Raw genomic sequence first — 14,543 nt, 5'->3', positions numbered from 1 at the left:
AGCGTAAAACCTTCGTTTTTGGTTTTCTTTCCCTTCAAATAAAGTTTCAAAATCATAGAGACTCCTAACAAGATTCGGATAGAAATTATGGTAATTCCGATGAGGTAAACCAAGAAAAGCCAAGTGGAAGGTTCTGAAAAAATGCTAGTTGTAGTTTCGATACTTGCTGTATTGATAGCATCTCCATAAGCTAAGAAAATATCGATTTCTGGAACTCTGACTGTTTCAGAAGTTTTGAAAAATAATCCTAAAAAATTGGAGATATTGAGTGGGAAAAACGGCAAAACAAGTGTGAGTAGCAATGCCGAAATTAAGTATTTTCTATTCAAATCAAAAAATGTTTCATTCTTTAAAAACAGAAAATAAGGAACGTAAAGCAGAGCCAAAAAAAGGCTACATTGCAATAGATAATCAAAAATTAAGAATTTCATTGTAATAGTGATTAATGACTAAGAATTAGAGTGTGTATCATCTTTTTTCTCTTCTTTTTCCATCATTTTCATAATGTCGTCTAGCTCTTCGATGTCTATTTCCTCTTTTTTAGCAAAAAATGAGACGAGCTTTTTAAACGAACCATCAAAATATCTATCCAAAACGCTTCTTGTTGCAAACTTGGCATATTCTTCTCGGCTAATGAGTGGGAAATATTGGTGTGTGTTGCCATAGGCTTTGTGTCCGACAAATTTTTTTGTTTCTAAAATTCTAACAATCGTAGAAACTGTTGTGTAGCTTGGTTTTTTTCCTTCAATTTTTTCTATGAGTTCTTTGACAAATGCTTTTTCAGCATCCCAAAGAAGTTGCATAATCTTCTCTTCGGCTTTTGTGAGTTCTTGCATAACAAATAATTTTGGTTATTGGTAGAGATGCCAATAATGGCAGGGAAAATTGTAATGGTAAAATGAACTAATCTTTTAGTTGATACAAACCTACATTATTAAAACTAATAAAACAAGTTATATAACTAATTTTTTAGTTAGTATTCAAAGTAAAAAAAACTGAAAAGCTAAATTTTAGCCTTTCAGTCATTTAGAAAGAGTATTTTCTTGGTTATTTAAACGGATTACTAAACTTCTCATCTTCTATCATTTCAGTATCGGTCAAGGTATTGAGAAAAGCAACCAAAGCATCTTTTTCTTCTTCTGTAAGATTCATTCTGATTGGATTTCCATTCGCATCTGTCAGAATTCTATCTAAATTGGGATGTGCTTGAATACCTGAATTATAATGTTCTATAACCTCTTCTAGCGTGGCAAAACGTCCATCGTGCATATAAGGCGCACGCAATGCAATATTTCTTAAAGATGGAGATTTAAACTTTCCAATATCTGCTGGATTGCCTGTGGATTCATAAACTCCTAAATCTGTTGTTGATGCTGCGTCCAAGCCATTGTTTGCTGACCTTGGAGGTGTGGTAAAGGCTTCTGTGCCATGACAGACTGTACAGCCCAATCCTCCTAAAGGAACACCTTCTAAAAATAGTGTTTTTCCTAAGTTTTCTTGTGCAGAAAAATTCTCAAAAGGTTCTGTGGCTCTGTTTACTGAGGCTCTTCCAATATCGTATTTACTTTGATAACTAACTAAACTTCTAACAAACTGCGCCAATGCCTTTGAAATTCTGTCATTAGTAATTGTTTCGTCTCCAAAAGCATCTTTAAAAAGAGGCTTGTAATAATCGGTTTGTTCTATTCTAGTGATGAGCGTATCTAAAGTTAGTCCCATTTCAACTTCGTCTTGAATAGGCATCAAAACTTGTTCTTCTAATGTAGCTGCTCTTTCATCCCAAAAAAATGTTCCTTTCTGATAAAAACGAGCATTGACAAGTCCCATAGAATGACGGCGAGTTTCTCCACTATCAAAACCTTTGCTCAAAATCCTTGCATCTGAAAACCCTTTTTCCTGTGCATGACAAGAAGCACAAGAAACAGTACTGTTTTTACTCAATAACTTATCATAAAATAATACTCTTCCAAGTGTTGCTCCTGCATCAGTAATTTGATTATCATTTGGAGTATTGTCAGTAGCTAAGGTAGAATTTATAGGTATTCCTGCTAAATTTGAGCTTGAAAAATGATTAGGAAAGTCAATATCAGAGTAATTGAAAGGCTCTGTTGGCAGATTCAAATTGTCAAACTGATGTTGTACTACGATTTCATCCTTTTCTTTACAGGCTGTAAAATTCAATAAGGCGACAAAAATAAAGCATAATACTATCTTGTTTTTATGAATATCCATAGTAAAAAATTAAGTAGTTGAAGTAATTTATTTTTGCTTGGATACGATAAAAACTAAAAGGTTTAAGTTTTTATTAAAAATTTTTTCGTTCAAAACGCCACGTTAGCAAAATAGATGAAGTAATCAGACCCAAACACAGTCCCCACCAAATACCAGTAACTCCCAGTCCTAAAACAAAAGCTAAAATATATCCTCCTCCAATTCCGATAATCCAGTAAGCAAATAAGCTAATGGCTGTCGGAATTTTAATATCTTCTAGTCCTCTAAGATTTCCAGCCGAAACTACTTGTATGCCATCTGTTAGTTGAAAAACAGCAACAATAATCAAGAGTTGCATCGTAATTTCTACGATTTGTGCTACGTTTTCTTCTGTTTCGTCTATATACCAAAGTGGAATTTCTCCTCTAAATAAAAATATCAATCCTGCCATGACTGCCATAAAAATCACTATCAGATAAACAGCACTTCTACCCGTAATTTTTATTTCTGAAAGATTATTTTTTCCTACCAAATTGGCTATCGCTACGGTTGTTCCTTGTGAAATTCCGACAGCAACCATAAAGGTTGTAAAGGCAATGTTGAGTGCAATCTGATGTGCTGCTAGAGCTTCTTTAGAAATCCAACCTGTCATAATTGCAGCTACTCCAAATGCTCCACTCTCAAAAACCATCTGCATTCCGATAGGAACTCCAATTTTCAATAGTTTTTTAAAAATTTCTTTAGAAAATACAGAAAATGAAAACTTGAAATCAATAAACTGTCTAAAAAAAGGCAAAGCAAAAATAATAATAAGCATTACCACAAGCATCACAATACGTGAAACAAGTGTGGCTACTCCTGCTCCTACAAGTCCAAGTTCTGGGAAGCCAAATTTTCCAAAAATGAAAAGGTAATTCAAAACAACATTAATTACACATGCCAAAATATTGACACTCATCGGAACTTTCGTCTTGGTAAGGGCTTCTGAAAACTGCTGCAATGCCAAAAATAAAAACCAAGGAATAATAGAAAGAGCCACCAAACGATAATACGGAATTGCCAAAATAACGACAGAAGGAGGCTGGTCAAGATAAGAGAGCAACGGTACAGCCATTTCAAAACCTAGCCACATTAGCGTACTGACAAGCGCATACAAGACCATTCCGTTTTTTAAATATTTAGCACACAAATCATAGTTTTGAGCTGCGTAGGCATTAGCAACTGGAGGTTTGAGTCCATACGAAAGACCAATTCCAAAAGTAGCAAAAGTAAAAATAGAGCTATTGGCAAAAGCTGCAGAAGCCAAAGCAACAGCATCATAATTTCCTACCATTATGGTATCTGAAAGGGCAATCAGAACAGTTGTAATTTGTCCCAAGACAATTGGAGAGGAAAGGCGAATATGTTTTTTGAAGTAGAAGAGGTAGTTTTTCATTAGTATTGTTTATATCGTCGGTGGGGACACTAACAATGGCATCGGTAGTATCTTTTTACAAAAAAAGACCCTAAGAGTTTTTGGAAACCCCTAGGGTCTGATTCAACAGAACAAAGATATTTTATAAAAGATTCAAATCAAATCTGTAATGTCTTTTACGCCAAGTTGTGCTGTCTTGATAAAGCCTTCTCCATAATCTACTTGAATAGCGTGTCCGAACTCTTTTGCTCTCGCTTCTAAAAACTGCACAAAGCGAGGCGAAGAAATAAAGGTTTCTTCTTCATTTGATTGGTAATTTGAGTTATGAAACTGCGATTCGAATGCCATTACAGATTTCATTTTTTGTTCCCAAAATGGCGTAATATCTACTACAAAATCGGGTGGTAGCATATTACTTTGAATGTAGTGATAGACGTGTTTTGGTCGCCAATGTTTCTGTTTTTCGCCTTCCCATTCAGTTTCTATTTTAATAAGTCCACTAAGGAAACAAGAGGTTTTTTGAAGTTCTGCCCCTTTTCCGTGGTCTGGATGTCTGTCAGAAGGTGCATTTATCAAAACTATTTCTGGTCTGAATCTTCTGATGGCTTGGATGACTTTCATACGATGCTCGTTGTCATCATAAAAAAAGCCATCTCTGAAAGCTAAGTTTTCTCGTACAGAAAGACCCAAGATTTCGCCAGATTTTTTGGCTTCCATATCACGAATTTCTGCACTTCCTCTTGAGCCTAGCTCTCCTCGTGTGAAATCTATAATTCCTACTTTTTTTCCTTGGGCTATGGCTGCTAAAAGTGTTCCCGAACAGCTAAGTTCTACGTCGTCTGGGTGGGCAGCCAACGCAAGAATATCTAATTTTATGTCTTTATTGTTCATTGGTTAAATTGAAAGTTTAATGGGAAAGTAAAGTACTGCTATGCTAAAACACAAAATAATACCAAAATTACATCTAAAAGTTTATTGGTGTTGCCCTAATAGATGATAATGAGGTCAGTCTCGTAGAGCAGACCTACAAAAAAGAGTAAAATAGTTTTTATATTAGTATAATATTGTCTCCCATTCGTAATTGATTTTTGGCAAAGATACAGATTCATAATTTATTTGTACGTACAATCAATTGCTTCGTTGAAAAAGGCTTAATCTGAAACGATTTATTTTTAAGTTTTTAACAAAAAATGAGTAGTATAGTGCAACGTATTGCTCGTCTTTTGCATCTAATAAGTAACAGAAGTATTATTTTTGAGTTATATTACTGAAAATAAGCCAACAATTAGACAAATTAGATTAAATCAAAGATACATTTAAATCATACCTATTATGAAAAATACAAGCAAAAATAAAATTAGGTCGAATCAAATTATAGGTTCGATAATCGGTTCGCCTCCTTCTCTTCTTTCTATCATCGGCGTTTTGGTAGCCTTTGTAGTTTTATCATCTAGTGCTGTTGCACAAGATTATGACTACGATGATGTATATGGTTCAAGAAAAGACCGTGTAGCACTTTCCAACAAGAAAGCAAAAGAGGAAGCACTAGCACAACAGCGTGCTGAAGAAGCTCGCCTACGAGCAGAAGCCGAATATGCACAGCAAGCTGAAATTAGAGCAAAACTAGATGCGCAGGAAGCACAAGCTAGTCAGTTTACACCAACTTATACGCCATATCAACAAAATTGTAATGATTGTGGACAGTTCAATCAGTTTCGTTCTCCTTGTGGGTTCAGTAATCCTTGTAATAATGGTTTTAATAACCCTTGCAACAACCCGTGTGGAAATCCTTGTGGTTCACCGTGTGGATATAGCAATAACTGGAATACGTGGAACAACGGCTGGGGCAATGGTTGGAACAATGGCTGGTCAGTAGGTTGGTCTTCTCGTTGGGGTTGGAATGCTGGTTGGTCGTATGGCTGGGGCAATAGTTGGAACAGATGGAATCGTTGGAATGACCCTTATTGGAATAGAGGTTATTATGGTTATGGAAACTGGAATAGAGGTTGGGGAAATAATTATTACTATGGAAACACATGGAATAATTATGACAGAATTTATAGAGGTGACACACGCAGCCAAAGTGTAACAGCAGCTCGTCAGCGTAGAGGTGGAAATATTGTAATCCCTACTACAACAGGCAATACTCGTACTGGAGGAACAACCAATACAAGAGGAGTTTCTAATAATGGTAATACAAGAAGTAATCGTAATGGAAATTACAATTACAGCCAAGGTGGAAACAGCAATACCAATACAGGAACAAACACTCGTACTAACACAAGTAATCAAAATCGTAGAAATAGTTCTAGTACAAACACTCGTTCTAACTCTAACTCCAATCGTAGAAACAATTCTGGAACGAATGTAAGAAGCAATTCAAATTCTCGTTCAAATAGTGGAGGAAGTTCTATCAACCGTTCGAATAGTGGTTCAAGAAGTCGCTCTGGTGGTGGAAGCCGTAGTGGAGGAGGAAGTAGCCGTTCACGCAGAGGTGGAGGAGAATAACAAACTATAATCGTCAGTGAGACACCAACAATGGCAAAATAAAAAAGGCTTTTTACAAAAATGTAGAAAGCCTTTTTTTATGTCTTTCATTCTGTGTTTTTCTTCCGTACCACAACCTCTGCCACACAGCGAAAGCCAAGCCAAGCCTTTGGAGCATCGTATTTTTGAACGCTATCAGCAGCACATTCTTCCAACGTATGAGCAAAGCTACCTCCTTTAGCAATGCCTTTTTCGGAAGTCATTTCGGCTACATTTTCGAAGATGTTGTAGAGTTGAAAATGTTTTGTTGGTGAATAACTGTATATCCAATTTGTTAGTATTTCATCAAATATGAAGTTGCTGTATAGAAAGTATGGTTTTGCCTTACTCTGTTTATAATTAAATAGTTGTACAAAAGATGAATCACTCTCAAAATAATTTTTCATATCTAGTTTTACCTCTTCTAGTGTACGAGTAGAATCTATATAGTTTTTTGCAGAGCGATAGATTTTTCGCTTTTCTTTTTCTGTATAAGGTCTCTTACTAGAATAACCCCCAAATTGTTTGTTCAAATCATCTTTTATGGCTGCATATTCCCACTCTTCTTTTGTTGGTAAGCGAAACTGTACTGTTACCTCATAGTCTTTGTATTTCTTTTTCTGTTTTTCATTGATATATTGACTAACCATATTTCCTCTCCAAATGCAATATGCTTGTGCTTGTTCGTATGTAATTCCGACAATGGGATAGAATCTATAAGTAGGGTAATTTAAGTACAGTTCATCAAAATCAGACATCCCATATAAATCTTGCCACACAGTTGTGTTAGGAAAAGCCAATTCATAATGTTGTTCAGATGAATCTGACTTCAACAGCATCAAATATTCTAACCAATTTATAACTGATATTTCTGTTTCATCAATAAAAGTTTGTTCTTTTATGCGACTGGCAATAACTGGAATTGTGTTAGATAAACTTGATAAAATTTTCTTATCCTTATCAGTTAAATTCTCTTGTGGTTGTTTGAGTTTTTCAAAACGTTTTTGATAATATTCAACTGTTGCAAGATGATTTTCTATTTTTTGGATAGAGTCATTTATTCTTTGCTGCTCTCTTTTTCGGATTTCTTCTAAAATAGGCTTTGGAAAAACTTTTAGCTTTTGTCTAAACATTATCACAGAATCCTCTTTTGGTTCATTATAGTCTATCAAAAAATATTCATCTTGCCAAACTACGTAAGAAACAGGGAACTCATTTATTTTCCCTTCTAAATTACTATATGTGTGTTCTTTTATTGGCTGTATTCCTCTAGCTAAAGTAATGATTATATAACTATTTTGAGGCACATGTGCTACATCCTCAAAAACAAAATTTATCTTCTTAGGAACTTCATTCGGATAAATCGTATGTGCTTCTACCTGTTTTTTGAGAGGATTTATAAAAACTGTCAAAACACTATCTTCCATCGTGTGCGAAATCACTTGAGCAGAGGAAATAATAGGAAATAGAGCAAAACCAAGAAGAATAAAAAGCAACTTTCTCATCTTTATATAAAATGTGGAGTAAAACAAGGTAGTAAAAGGCTTTTCATTGCCTTCTTACAAGATATAAAATGAAACGCTAAGCAATTAGGGAAATTGCACTTAAAGAAGGAAAAAATGAGCGCAACGTATTATCCTGTTTTTTACTAAATAAAAGGACAGTTTTTGGGCAAGTTGAAGTTTGAAAGGCAATAATACAAGTTATTTTTGAGAAACCTATTGTTTTCTGAAAAAAAAATTCGTATTTTTGTAAAACGTTTTGAATTATAGAAAACAAATATTCAAGTATATTATAACTTAATAAGTTTAGTAATTGTTTTTATATATCATTTATTGAGTTGTAAAAGTGAGTAGTTGAATGATTAAATTTAAAACAAAAAAATAAAGAAATTTTTTACCAAACTTTTTATATCTATGTCGGAGAGCCTACGCATACTTTATGTAACCAGCGAGATAAAACCATTTTTGAATAAATTAGGAGTTGGAGAATATGTACGTCCATTGCCAGAAGCAATGCAAAACAAAGACATCGAAATCCGTGTCATCGTACCACGTTGGGGAGTCATCAATGAGCGTAAAAATCGCCTTCATGAAGTAGTCAGACTTTCTGGAATCAATATTACGGTAGGCGAAGAAGACAAACCTCTTACTATCAAAGTTGCCTCTATTCCACAGGCAAAAATGCAGGTGTATTTTATCGATAATGAAGATTATTTCCACCGTAAAAAACTTTATGCTGACAAAGCAGAAAACCTTTTCGAAGACAATGATGAGCGTGCTATTTTCTTCTGTAAAGGTGTTGCCGAAACAGTAAAAAAATTAGGCTGGGCGCCAGATATTGTTCATTGTAATGATTGGTTTACAGGGCTTTTACCACTTTATTTGCGTACTACCTACCAAAACGAGCCACTTTTCAAAGAGTCTAAAATCGTTTCGACAGTATATGACAATCTTTTTGAGCAAAACTTCGATGCTGCTACTCTTGCAGACAAAGTTGCTTTAGATGACATCACAGAAGACATGCTTGCTGATTTGGTAGCCAATCCAACGCCACAAGGTTTTATGGAAATGGGTGTAAAATATTCTGACTGTGTGGTAAATGCACAAGAGTCTGGAAAAGTAAACGACATCGTTGCAGATTCTTCAGAAAATGTAAGCACGATTGTAGGTGAAAAAGAAGCTGTTTGTGATGGTTACTATGAAATCTATAAAAATCTTTTAGGTGATAGAATGGCTGAACTTGTAGAAGAAAAAACTGCATAGTTTTTAGAAAGAAATTCTATTTAAGGCAAAACAGACAAGGCATTCTAGCAATGACTTGTCTGTTTTTTTTTGATGGAAATAATTTTTCTAAACGCAAATTGCCAATCTTTGATAAAATATGTAGTTTTGTAAGCATAAATGATTAAGATAAATTATAAAATCTAAGAGTTAGTGTATGCTATTCATAGCATAAGAAGTAAATAAAGTTAGAGCACTGGACATCTATAGATATTTACTGTTCTGTGAGTCACAGAACAGGGAAAAAAATACCGTTCGTTGGTGTTTTAGCGTAGCGACACCAACAACTTTTTATATTATATCCAGTACTCTAAAACAAAGTGCATTACTAATTTTTAATTTTTAATTGTCAATTTTGCATTAACCTATCCACTTTTTCCTATGAAATTCGGCGTTATTGTTTTCCCTGGTTCTAATTGCGACCACGACGTATATTCTGTTCTTAAAGATACCTTCAAACAAGAAACTGTTAAACTTTGGCATAAAAGCACTGATTTAGAAGGTTGTGATTTTATTGTTGTTCCTGGAGGGTTTTCGTATGGAGACTATTTGCGTTCGGGAGCGATTGCTCGTTTTTCTCCAATTATGAATGAGGTTGTCAAACATGCTGAAAAAGGGGGATATGTGTTTGGGATTTGTAACGGATTCCAAATTCTGACAGAAGCTCAACTTCTACCAGGGGCATTGCTTAGAAATAATAATCAGAAGTTTAATTGTAAGAATATATTTCTTCAAGCAACTTCACAAAATAGCCTCATTACAAAAAATACTGACCGAACAAAAGCCTATAAAATTCCGATTGCACACGCAGAAGGACGTTATTATGCTTCTGATAAAGATTTGAATAGCCTTATTGCTAACGACCAAATCTTGTTTCGTTATTGTGATCAGGGAGCTAGAGTTACAGATGAAAGCTGTCCAAATGGTTCGGCAATGAATATTGCAGGAATTTGTAACAAGGAAAGAAATGTTTTTGGAATGATGCCACACCCAGAGCGTGCAGCTGATGAGATTTTAGGAAATACAGATGGTAGAGTAATTTTTGAATCTATTTTACAGCTTGAAAGTCAAGTTTAAATACTACATAAATGCCTAAAAATAAGCCACAAGTCTATACAGAAATCCAAATAAAGGCTTCTAAAGAAAAAGTTTGGCAAGTTCTTACTGACTTTCAAAACTATCCTTCTTGGAATACCTTTATTAGAAAGTTGGATGGAAGTCCAAATATGGGGGCAAAAATAGAAGCTAAAATGTTTCCTCCTGTTGGTTTGCCTATGACTTTTGATGGAGTTATTTGTAGAAATATTCCTAACCAAACGTTAGCTTGGAACGGATATATGGTAGCTCGTTGGCTTTTCGCACCCACTCATATTTTTGAGATAGAAGAGAAATCTGAAAATGAAGTTCTTTTTATTCATAGAGAAGAATACGAAGGTGCTATCATTCCATTGATAAAATTTATGTTGCCTACCTTAGTGGGAAAAGGATTTGAGCTAATGAATCAAGATTTGAAAAAAATTGTAGAAAAATAAAAAGAGTAGAGAAAAGGCATTCCTTTTCCTTACAGACAATTTCATTTATCATTTGTTATTTTATGTTTGTAGATAAATTTGAAAATCAAAGTAAAGAAAGTCAATCTGTTTCATTAAAAAAACAATGGCTTGAAACAGCAACTAAGTTTTTGAAAGGAAAACCTTATCAAGATTTAGAGTGGGAGTTTGTAGAAGGATTATCTGTTGAGCCTTATTATACAAAAGATGAAGCAAGTACAGATTTTTCGTATTTAGAAATCCTTCAAAACAACCAAATTGCGCTCAACGACCCTGTTTCTGTGCCTCGTTTTTGGTATAATCAGCCTATTGTTCTCATAAATAGCTTAGAGAAAGAAGAGTTAGAGCAATCCAACAAAGAAGCTCGCCGAGTTCTGATGACAGGAGCAGAAGGAATTGTATTTGATTTACAAAATATAGATGCAGAAGGTTTTGATAACAAGTGTTTTGAATATTTGCTTTTTGAAGTAGCTCTGCCTTATTGTGCTATCAGCTTTCAGACTGATATAAAAGAAAACCAAACCTTGCAAGATTTTTCTAAAGCCTATATAGACTATGCACGTGATAAAGGTTTTGATGTTAGTTTGCTTACTGGAGGAATTTTCTACCATCAAGGTTTAGAAGTGGATGAACATAGCTTAAAGTTTTTTATAGATACAGATATTAAATGTAGATTTCATCCTGTTTCACTTCATCTAAAAAATGGAGATGACGAAGCTCAAAATATTGCAGAAATTCTATTTAAAGTGAAGTCTTTGGTTGAAAAATCAAACAACGGCGTTTTACAAAATGTTCAGTTTGTTGTAGAAGCAACGGATAGTTTTTTCCTTACAACTTGCAAGATACGTGCTTTGAGATGGCTTATACTACAGATGTATGACTTGTATGGTGTAGATATACAGCCTCATATTCATTGTATGACTTCAAAGGGAATAGATGAAAAAAGCCAACAAGATGAAAATTGGAATCTTATCAGAAACACAACACAGGCTTTTTCGTGTATTTTGGGAGGAACAAACGCACTAACTGTTGTTACGCATCAGAATGAAATAACAGAAAAAAACAAAATTTGGGCAAACCGTATCGCTCGCAATGTTTCTGTGATGTTGCGTGAAGAATCTTTCATAGACAAAACAGCTGACCCTATTTCTGGCTCGTATTACTGTCAGCAAATGACTGATAAACTTATCGATGCTGCTTGGAAAGCTTTCCAAGAAATGATAGATTAATATTTCTTTTTGATTACAAACTTGTATTTTTATAAGTATCTATAAGATTTTAAAGCAAAATATAGGCTTTTATCAAACAAAAAGAGATACATTGCGTTTCCATTTAGACTTACTTTATTTATTTTTTGTTTCAACCATTTTTTAAACTGTTGAATTTTGAGAGTTCGAATAATATTTGATTTAAAAAACAGAGGCGCAGTTTTGCCTTTTTATCATCAACACCTTTTTTCTGGATTCATAAAGGACTTGCTTACAGGTACTTCTTTTGGAACAGATGAAAACTTGTTTTACAATTTCTCTGGGCTGAAAGGACAAACACGGGTAAGCCGAAAAGGTCTGCACTACTGTTCAAGAAAAGTAACATTGGTTTTGTCTGCACTCCGAACAGAAGTGATAGATGAGCTTTTGGATAGCCTCTTTAGTAGGGATAAGATACAGATTGGTGAACTAGAATTAGTTCCTGAAGCTGTTGAGCAAGAGCTTATGCCAGAGCAAAGAGAAATGACAAAATATATCTGTATTTCGCCATTGGTGGTTTCTAGTCCTCGTTTTCATAGAGATACAAAGGAATTTATCGTGCCGAGTATGGATAAATTTTCTGATTTGCTCTATGATTCTACACTTACTCGTATGGAGGAGTCTGGACACTACACAGATGCTGAGATGGCAGAGTTTTATAAGTTTCAGCTTGTGCCTGACCGTCGTTACTTGGAAAAAATACAGAAAGAAGAGAAAAAATTTGCTCGTATTTATCCACTTGACGGACAAGGTAGTGAAGTGGAAGTGAGAGGTTATACATTTCCTTTTGTGTTGTATGCACATCCACAGGTTCAGAATTTTATCTGTAATTGTGGGTTGGGCGAATATACAGACTATGGCTTCGGAATGTTAGATTTTGCTCATAGCGACCCTACACAGCGTACACAGCCGTATGGAAAATATGGAGTCTTAGAAGAGAAGTAAATAATTTTCTAGTCTTTTTTTATTCTTACAGTATGGAATCATTTTTTAAAAATACCTATCTTTAAAACATTCTTATTTTGAAGGTAGGCTTTGTATTTTCCTAATACATTGTATTCGGATTGGCTGATTCTTTAGGGATTTTTTGAATAGCATCCCAATGCTCACATATTTTTCCATTTTCATCAAATCTAAAAAAATCCATAGTGATATACTCATTTTGAACACCTTTTTCTTGCCACGTTTGATGAGTATGTAATGCCACTAATTCTCCTTCTGCAATCGCTCTTACAAATTCAATAGATTTATTGGGGTATTCTCTCTGCATTTTTTCAAAATACTCAATAAAACCAACCAAACCATCAGCTACATCTGGATTGTGCTGAATATATTCATTGCCTACATAAAGTTCCACAGCTTTTTTCGGATTGCCTTCATAAGCCGTTTTGTAGAAAGCAATAGCATTTTCTTTATTTTGTTGTAGATTCATATTTTTGTAATCTGATTTATAAAATTCATTTGTAAAATATAAACAAAAACTATAAGATGAGAAAAAGTAGAAAAATAACATTTTTAATCCTTACTCTATTTTTCTTGCTTGTGAGTATTCAAAGTTTTGCTCAAAGTAGTCTTCTCATTAAAGGTAAAGTTATAGATGCAGAAACGAAAGAACTATTGCCTTTTGCTTCTATTGGTATTGAAGGCACAAGCATAGGAACAGCAAGTAATTCGGAAGGATATTTTGAGTTTAAAGTTAGTTCCAACTGGAAGGAAAGAAATATAGTCTGTTCTTTTGTAGGTTATAAAACGTTTAAAATACGTATTTCTGAAGCTGATACTTATTCTAAAGCTGGGCAATTGGTTTTTGAAATGCAGCCAGCCGAATCGCTCAAAGCAGTTACAATAAGCTCTAAACGTATTCCGAAAGTAGAGAAGATAATGAAGCAAGTTATTAAGAACCTCTCTACAAATTATCCACAAAAGCCTTACAATGCAGACTTTTTTTATAGAGAATACCTCAAAGATTCGACGGCTTATGTGCGTTTGGTAGAAGCTGCTCTAAATGTCTATGACAAAAGAAGTTATGTTCCTATCATTTACAATTACAAAAACAAAGCAACTGGAATGATAGAAATTAAGAACATAGAGGAAGAATATTTTGTACAAGTGAGAGAGCGTAGAGCCTCTTATGACTATTCCAAATCAAGAAAAAACAATTTTTATATTGATGTAGAGTATGGAACAAAATACAACTGGCTCAGAAAACAGCAGTTTATTTTTGATAAGGAAATGTATGAAAAATTTGACTATGAACTTATCAATCTGACTTCTTTAGGTGGAAAGACGGTCTATGAAATTGCTTTTTCATACAACGGAACGATTGATAGATTTAGAAAATTAAAAGGTAAAGTATTTGTCAATGAAGAAGATTATGCTGTGTTGCAACTTCATTTTTCTTATTTGCCTGTCGGAACAATGGGAGGTTATAATTCAGAAGAGCGATATGGTTACAATATTTATTTAGAAAATGAAGAGCATTTTTATTTCAAAAAATATGGAGAAGAGGAGAATGCCAAGTATTTGGTAAGCTATCAGTCTTTGCGCTCTACAGAGAAATACTATGAGAGTTCAGAAGCCTTTGAAGAATCTGTCTCTGAGTATTTTGTAGAACAACTGACCGTAGATGTAAATTTAGAAAACCCAACACCACAAGAGTTACAAGATGCTTCCAAACTAAAAGAAGTCAAGTATAATCCTCTGTTTTGGGAAAGTTACAACGTTTTGGCAGATTCTCCTCTCAACTTAAAAATAAAGGAAGACTTAGAAAAAAGACAATCTTTAGAAAAACAGTTTGAGATAGGGAAGTAGA

General features: G+C 34.3%; 13 protein-coding genes and 1 pseudogene. 7 read left to right on the top strand and 7 right to left on the bottom strand.

Annotated elements, in window-relative coordinates; all coding sequences use genetic code 11:
• The 5 genes and pseudogenes from QZ659_RS16160 to bshB1 all read right to left on the bottom strand — a co-directional run.
• Nucleotides 1-431 (bottom strand): annotated as a pseudogene (locus QZ659_RS16160) (hypothetical protein); the annotation flags it as partial.
• An 18-nt stretch (nucleotides 432-449) separates the two neighbouring features.
• Complete coding sequence (locus QZ659_RS16155; RefSeq protein ID WP_291727334.1) at nucleotides 450-836, bottom strand: BlaI/MecI/CopY family transcriptional regulator; 387 nt, start codon at nucleotides 834-836, stop codon at nucleotides 450-452.
• Nucleotides 837-1,047: 211 nt separating this feature from the next.
• Nucleotides 1,048-2,232 carry a cytochrome-c peroxidase gene (locus QZ659_RS16150; protein WP_291727332.1) on the bottom strand — a complete coding sequence of 395 codons (1,185 nt, stop codon included), beginning with the start codon at nucleotides 2,230-2,232 and terminating at the stop codon, nucleotides 1,048-1,050.
• A 73-nt stretch (nucleotides 2,233-2,305) separates the two neighbouring features.
• Nucleotides 2,306-3,646: an MATE family efflux transporter gene (locus QZ659_RS16145; protein ID WP_291727330.1), complete on the bottom strand. Its 1,341-nt coding sequence runs from the start codon at nucleotides 3,644-3,646 to the stop codon at nucleotides 2,306-2,308.
• Nucleotides 3,647-3,778: 132 nt separating this feature from the next.
• Nucleotides 3,779-4,516, bottom strand: a complete 738-nt coding sequence (bshB1, locus tag QZ659_RS16140; RefSeq protein WP_291727328.1) for a bacillithiol biosynthesis deacetylase BshB1 — start codon at nucleotides 4,514-4,516, stop codon at nucleotides 3,779-3,781.
• A gap of 441 nt (nucleotides 4,517-4,957) precedes the next feature.
• Here bshB1 and QZ659_RS16135 point away from each other — a divergent pair, with 441 nt between their 5' ends.
• A complete protein-coding gene (locus tag QZ659_RS16135) occupies nucleotides 4,958-6,133 on the top strand; it encodes a cell envelope integrity protein TolA (protein WP_291727326.1) in 1,176 nt (391 codons plus the stop codon).
• An 86-nt stretch (nucleotides 6,134-6,219) separates the two neighbouring features.
• Here QZ659_RS16135 and QZ659_RS16130 read toward each other — a convergent pair whose 3' ends face one another.
• Nucleotides 6,220-7,656, bottom strand: a complete 1,437-nt coding sequence (locus QZ659_RS16130) for an SUMF1/EgtB/PvdO family nonheme iron enzyme (protein WP_291727325.1) — start codon at nucleotides 7,654-7,656, stop codon at nucleotides 6,220-6,222.
• A 411-nt stretch (nucleotides 7,657-8,067) separates the two neighbouring features.
• Between QZ659_RS16130 and QZ659_RS16125 the strand changes: the two genes are divergently transcribed.
• From QZ659_RS16125 to QZ659_RS16105, 5 genes are all read left to right on the top strand, one after another.
• Nucleotides 8,068-8,916, top strand: a complete 849-nt coding sequence (locus QZ659_RS16125) for a glycogen/starch synthase (protein ID WP_291727324.1) — start codon at nucleotides 8,068-8,070, stop codon at nucleotides 8,914-8,916.
• 399 nt (nucleotides 8,917-9,315) lie between these two features.
• Nucleotides 9,316-10,011: a phosphoribosylformylglycinamidine synthase subunit PurQ gene (gene purQ / locus QZ659_RS16120; RefSeq protein ID WP_291727323.1), complete on the top strand. Its 696-nt coding sequence runs from the start codon at nucleotides 9,316-9,318 to the stop codon at nucleotides 10,009-10,011.
• An 11-nt stretch (nucleotides 10,012-10,022) separates the two neighbouring features.
• Nucleotides 10,023-10,466 (top strand): SRPBCC domain-containing protein, encoded by a 444-nt coding sequence (locus tag QZ659_RS16115; protein ID WP_291727321.1) that lies wholly within the window; start codon nucleotides 10,023-10,025, stop codon nucleotides 10,464-10,466.
• Between the two features lie 62 nt (nucleotides 10,467-10,528).
• Nucleotides 10,529-11,713, top strand: a complete 1,185-nt coding sequence (locus tag QZ659_RS16110; RefSeq protein WP_291727319.1) for a methylmalonyl-CoA mutase family protein — start codon at nucleotides 10,529-10,531, stop codon at nucleotides 11,711-11,713.
• A gap of 156 nt (nucleotides 11,714-11,869) precedes the next feature.
• The gene (locus tag QZ659_RS16105) at nucleotides 11,870-12,676 is read left to right on the top strand and encodes a CRISPR-associated endoribonuclease Cas6 (RefSeq protein ID WP_291727317.1); all 807 of its coding nucleotides are present in this window, start codon (nucleotides 11,870-11,872) and stop codon (nucleotides 12,674-12,676) included.
• A 100-nt stretch (nucleotides 12,677-12,776) separates the two neighbouring features.
• Here QZ659_RS16105 and QZ659_RS16100 read toward each other — a convergent pair whose 3' ends face one another.
• The gene (locus QZ659_RS16100) at nucleotides 12,777-13,163 is read right to left on the bottom strand and encodes an ester cyclase (RefSeq protein ID WP_291727315.1); all 387 of its coding nucleotides are present in this window, start codon (nucleotides 13,161-13,163) and stop codon (nucleotides 12,777-12,779) included.
• A 56-nt stretch (nucleotides 13,164-13,219) separates the two neighbouring features.
• Between QZ659_RS16100 and QZ659_RS16095 the strand changes: the two genes are divergently transcribed.
• Nucleotides 13,220-14,542: a carboxypeptidase-like regulatory domain-containing protein gene (locus QZ659_RS16095; protein WP_291727313.1), complete on the top strand. Its 1,323-nt coding sequence runs from the start codon at nucleotides 13,220-13,222 to the stop codon at nucleotides 14,540-14,542.
• The last annotated feature ends 1 nt before the right edge of the window (nucleotide 14,543 follow it).

It is taken from the genome of Bernardetia sp. (genome assembly GCF_020630935.1).
Classification (GTDB): Bacteria; Bacteroidota; Bacteroidia; order Cytophagales; family Bernardetiaceae; genus Bernardetia.
This window is presented reverse-complemented; position numbering and strand designations above follow the sequence as displayed.

What these genes read in the sequence shown, in the direction of transcription:
- purQ (WP_291727323.1), top strand. Translation starts at nt 9,316, where the DNA reads ATGAAATTCGGCGTTATTGTTTTCCCTGGTTCTAATTGCGACCACGAC.
- QZ659_RS16135 (WP_291727326.1), top strand. Translation starts at nt 4,958, where the DNA reads ATGAAAAATACAAGCAAAAATAAAATTAGGTCGAATCAAATTATAGGT.
- QZ659_RS16115 (WP_291727321.1), top strand. Translation starts at nt 10,023, where the DNA reads ATGCCTAAAAATAAGCCACAAGTCTATACAGAAATCCAAATAAAGGCT.
- QZ659_RS16125 (WP_291727324.1), top strand. Translation starts at nt 8,068, where the DNA reads ATGTCGGAGAGCCTACGCATACTTTATGTAACCAGCGAGATAAAACCA.
- bshB1 (WP_291727328.1), bottom strand. Translation starts at nt 4,516, where the DNA reads ATGAACAATAAAGACATAAAATTAGATATTCTTGCGTTGGCTGCCCAC.
- QZ659_RS16155 (WP_291727334.1), bottom strand. Translation starts at nt 836, where the DNA reads ATGCAAGAACTCACAAAAGCCGAAGAGAAGATTATGCAACTTCTTTGG.
- QZ659_RS16110 (WP_291727319.1), top strand. Translation starts at nt 10,529, where the DNA reads ATGTTTGTAGATAAATTTGAAAATCAAAGTAAAGAAAGTCAATCTGTT.
- QZ659_RS16100 (WP_291727315.1), bottom strand. Translation starts at nt 13,163, where the DNA reads ATGAATCTACAACAAAATAAAGAAAATGCTATTGCTTTCTACAAAACG.
- QZ659_RS16095 (WP_291727313.1), top strand. Translation starts at nt 13,220, where the DNA reads ATGAGAAAAAGTAGAAAAATAACATTTTTAATCCTTACTCTATTTTTC.
- QZ659_RS16145 (WP_291727330.1), bottom strand. Translation starts at nt 3,646, where the DNA reads ATGAAAAACTACCTCTTCTACTTCAAAAAACATATTCGCCTTTCCTCT.
- QZ659_RS16150 (WP_291727332.1), bottom strand. Translation starts at nt 2,232, where the DNA reads ATGGATATTCATAAAAACAAGATAGTATTATGCTTTATTTTTGTCGCC.
- QZ659_RS16130 (WP_291727325.1), bottom strand. Translation starts at nt 7,656, where the DNA reads ATGAGAAAGTTGCTTTTTATTCTTCTTGGTTTTGCTCTATTTCCTATT.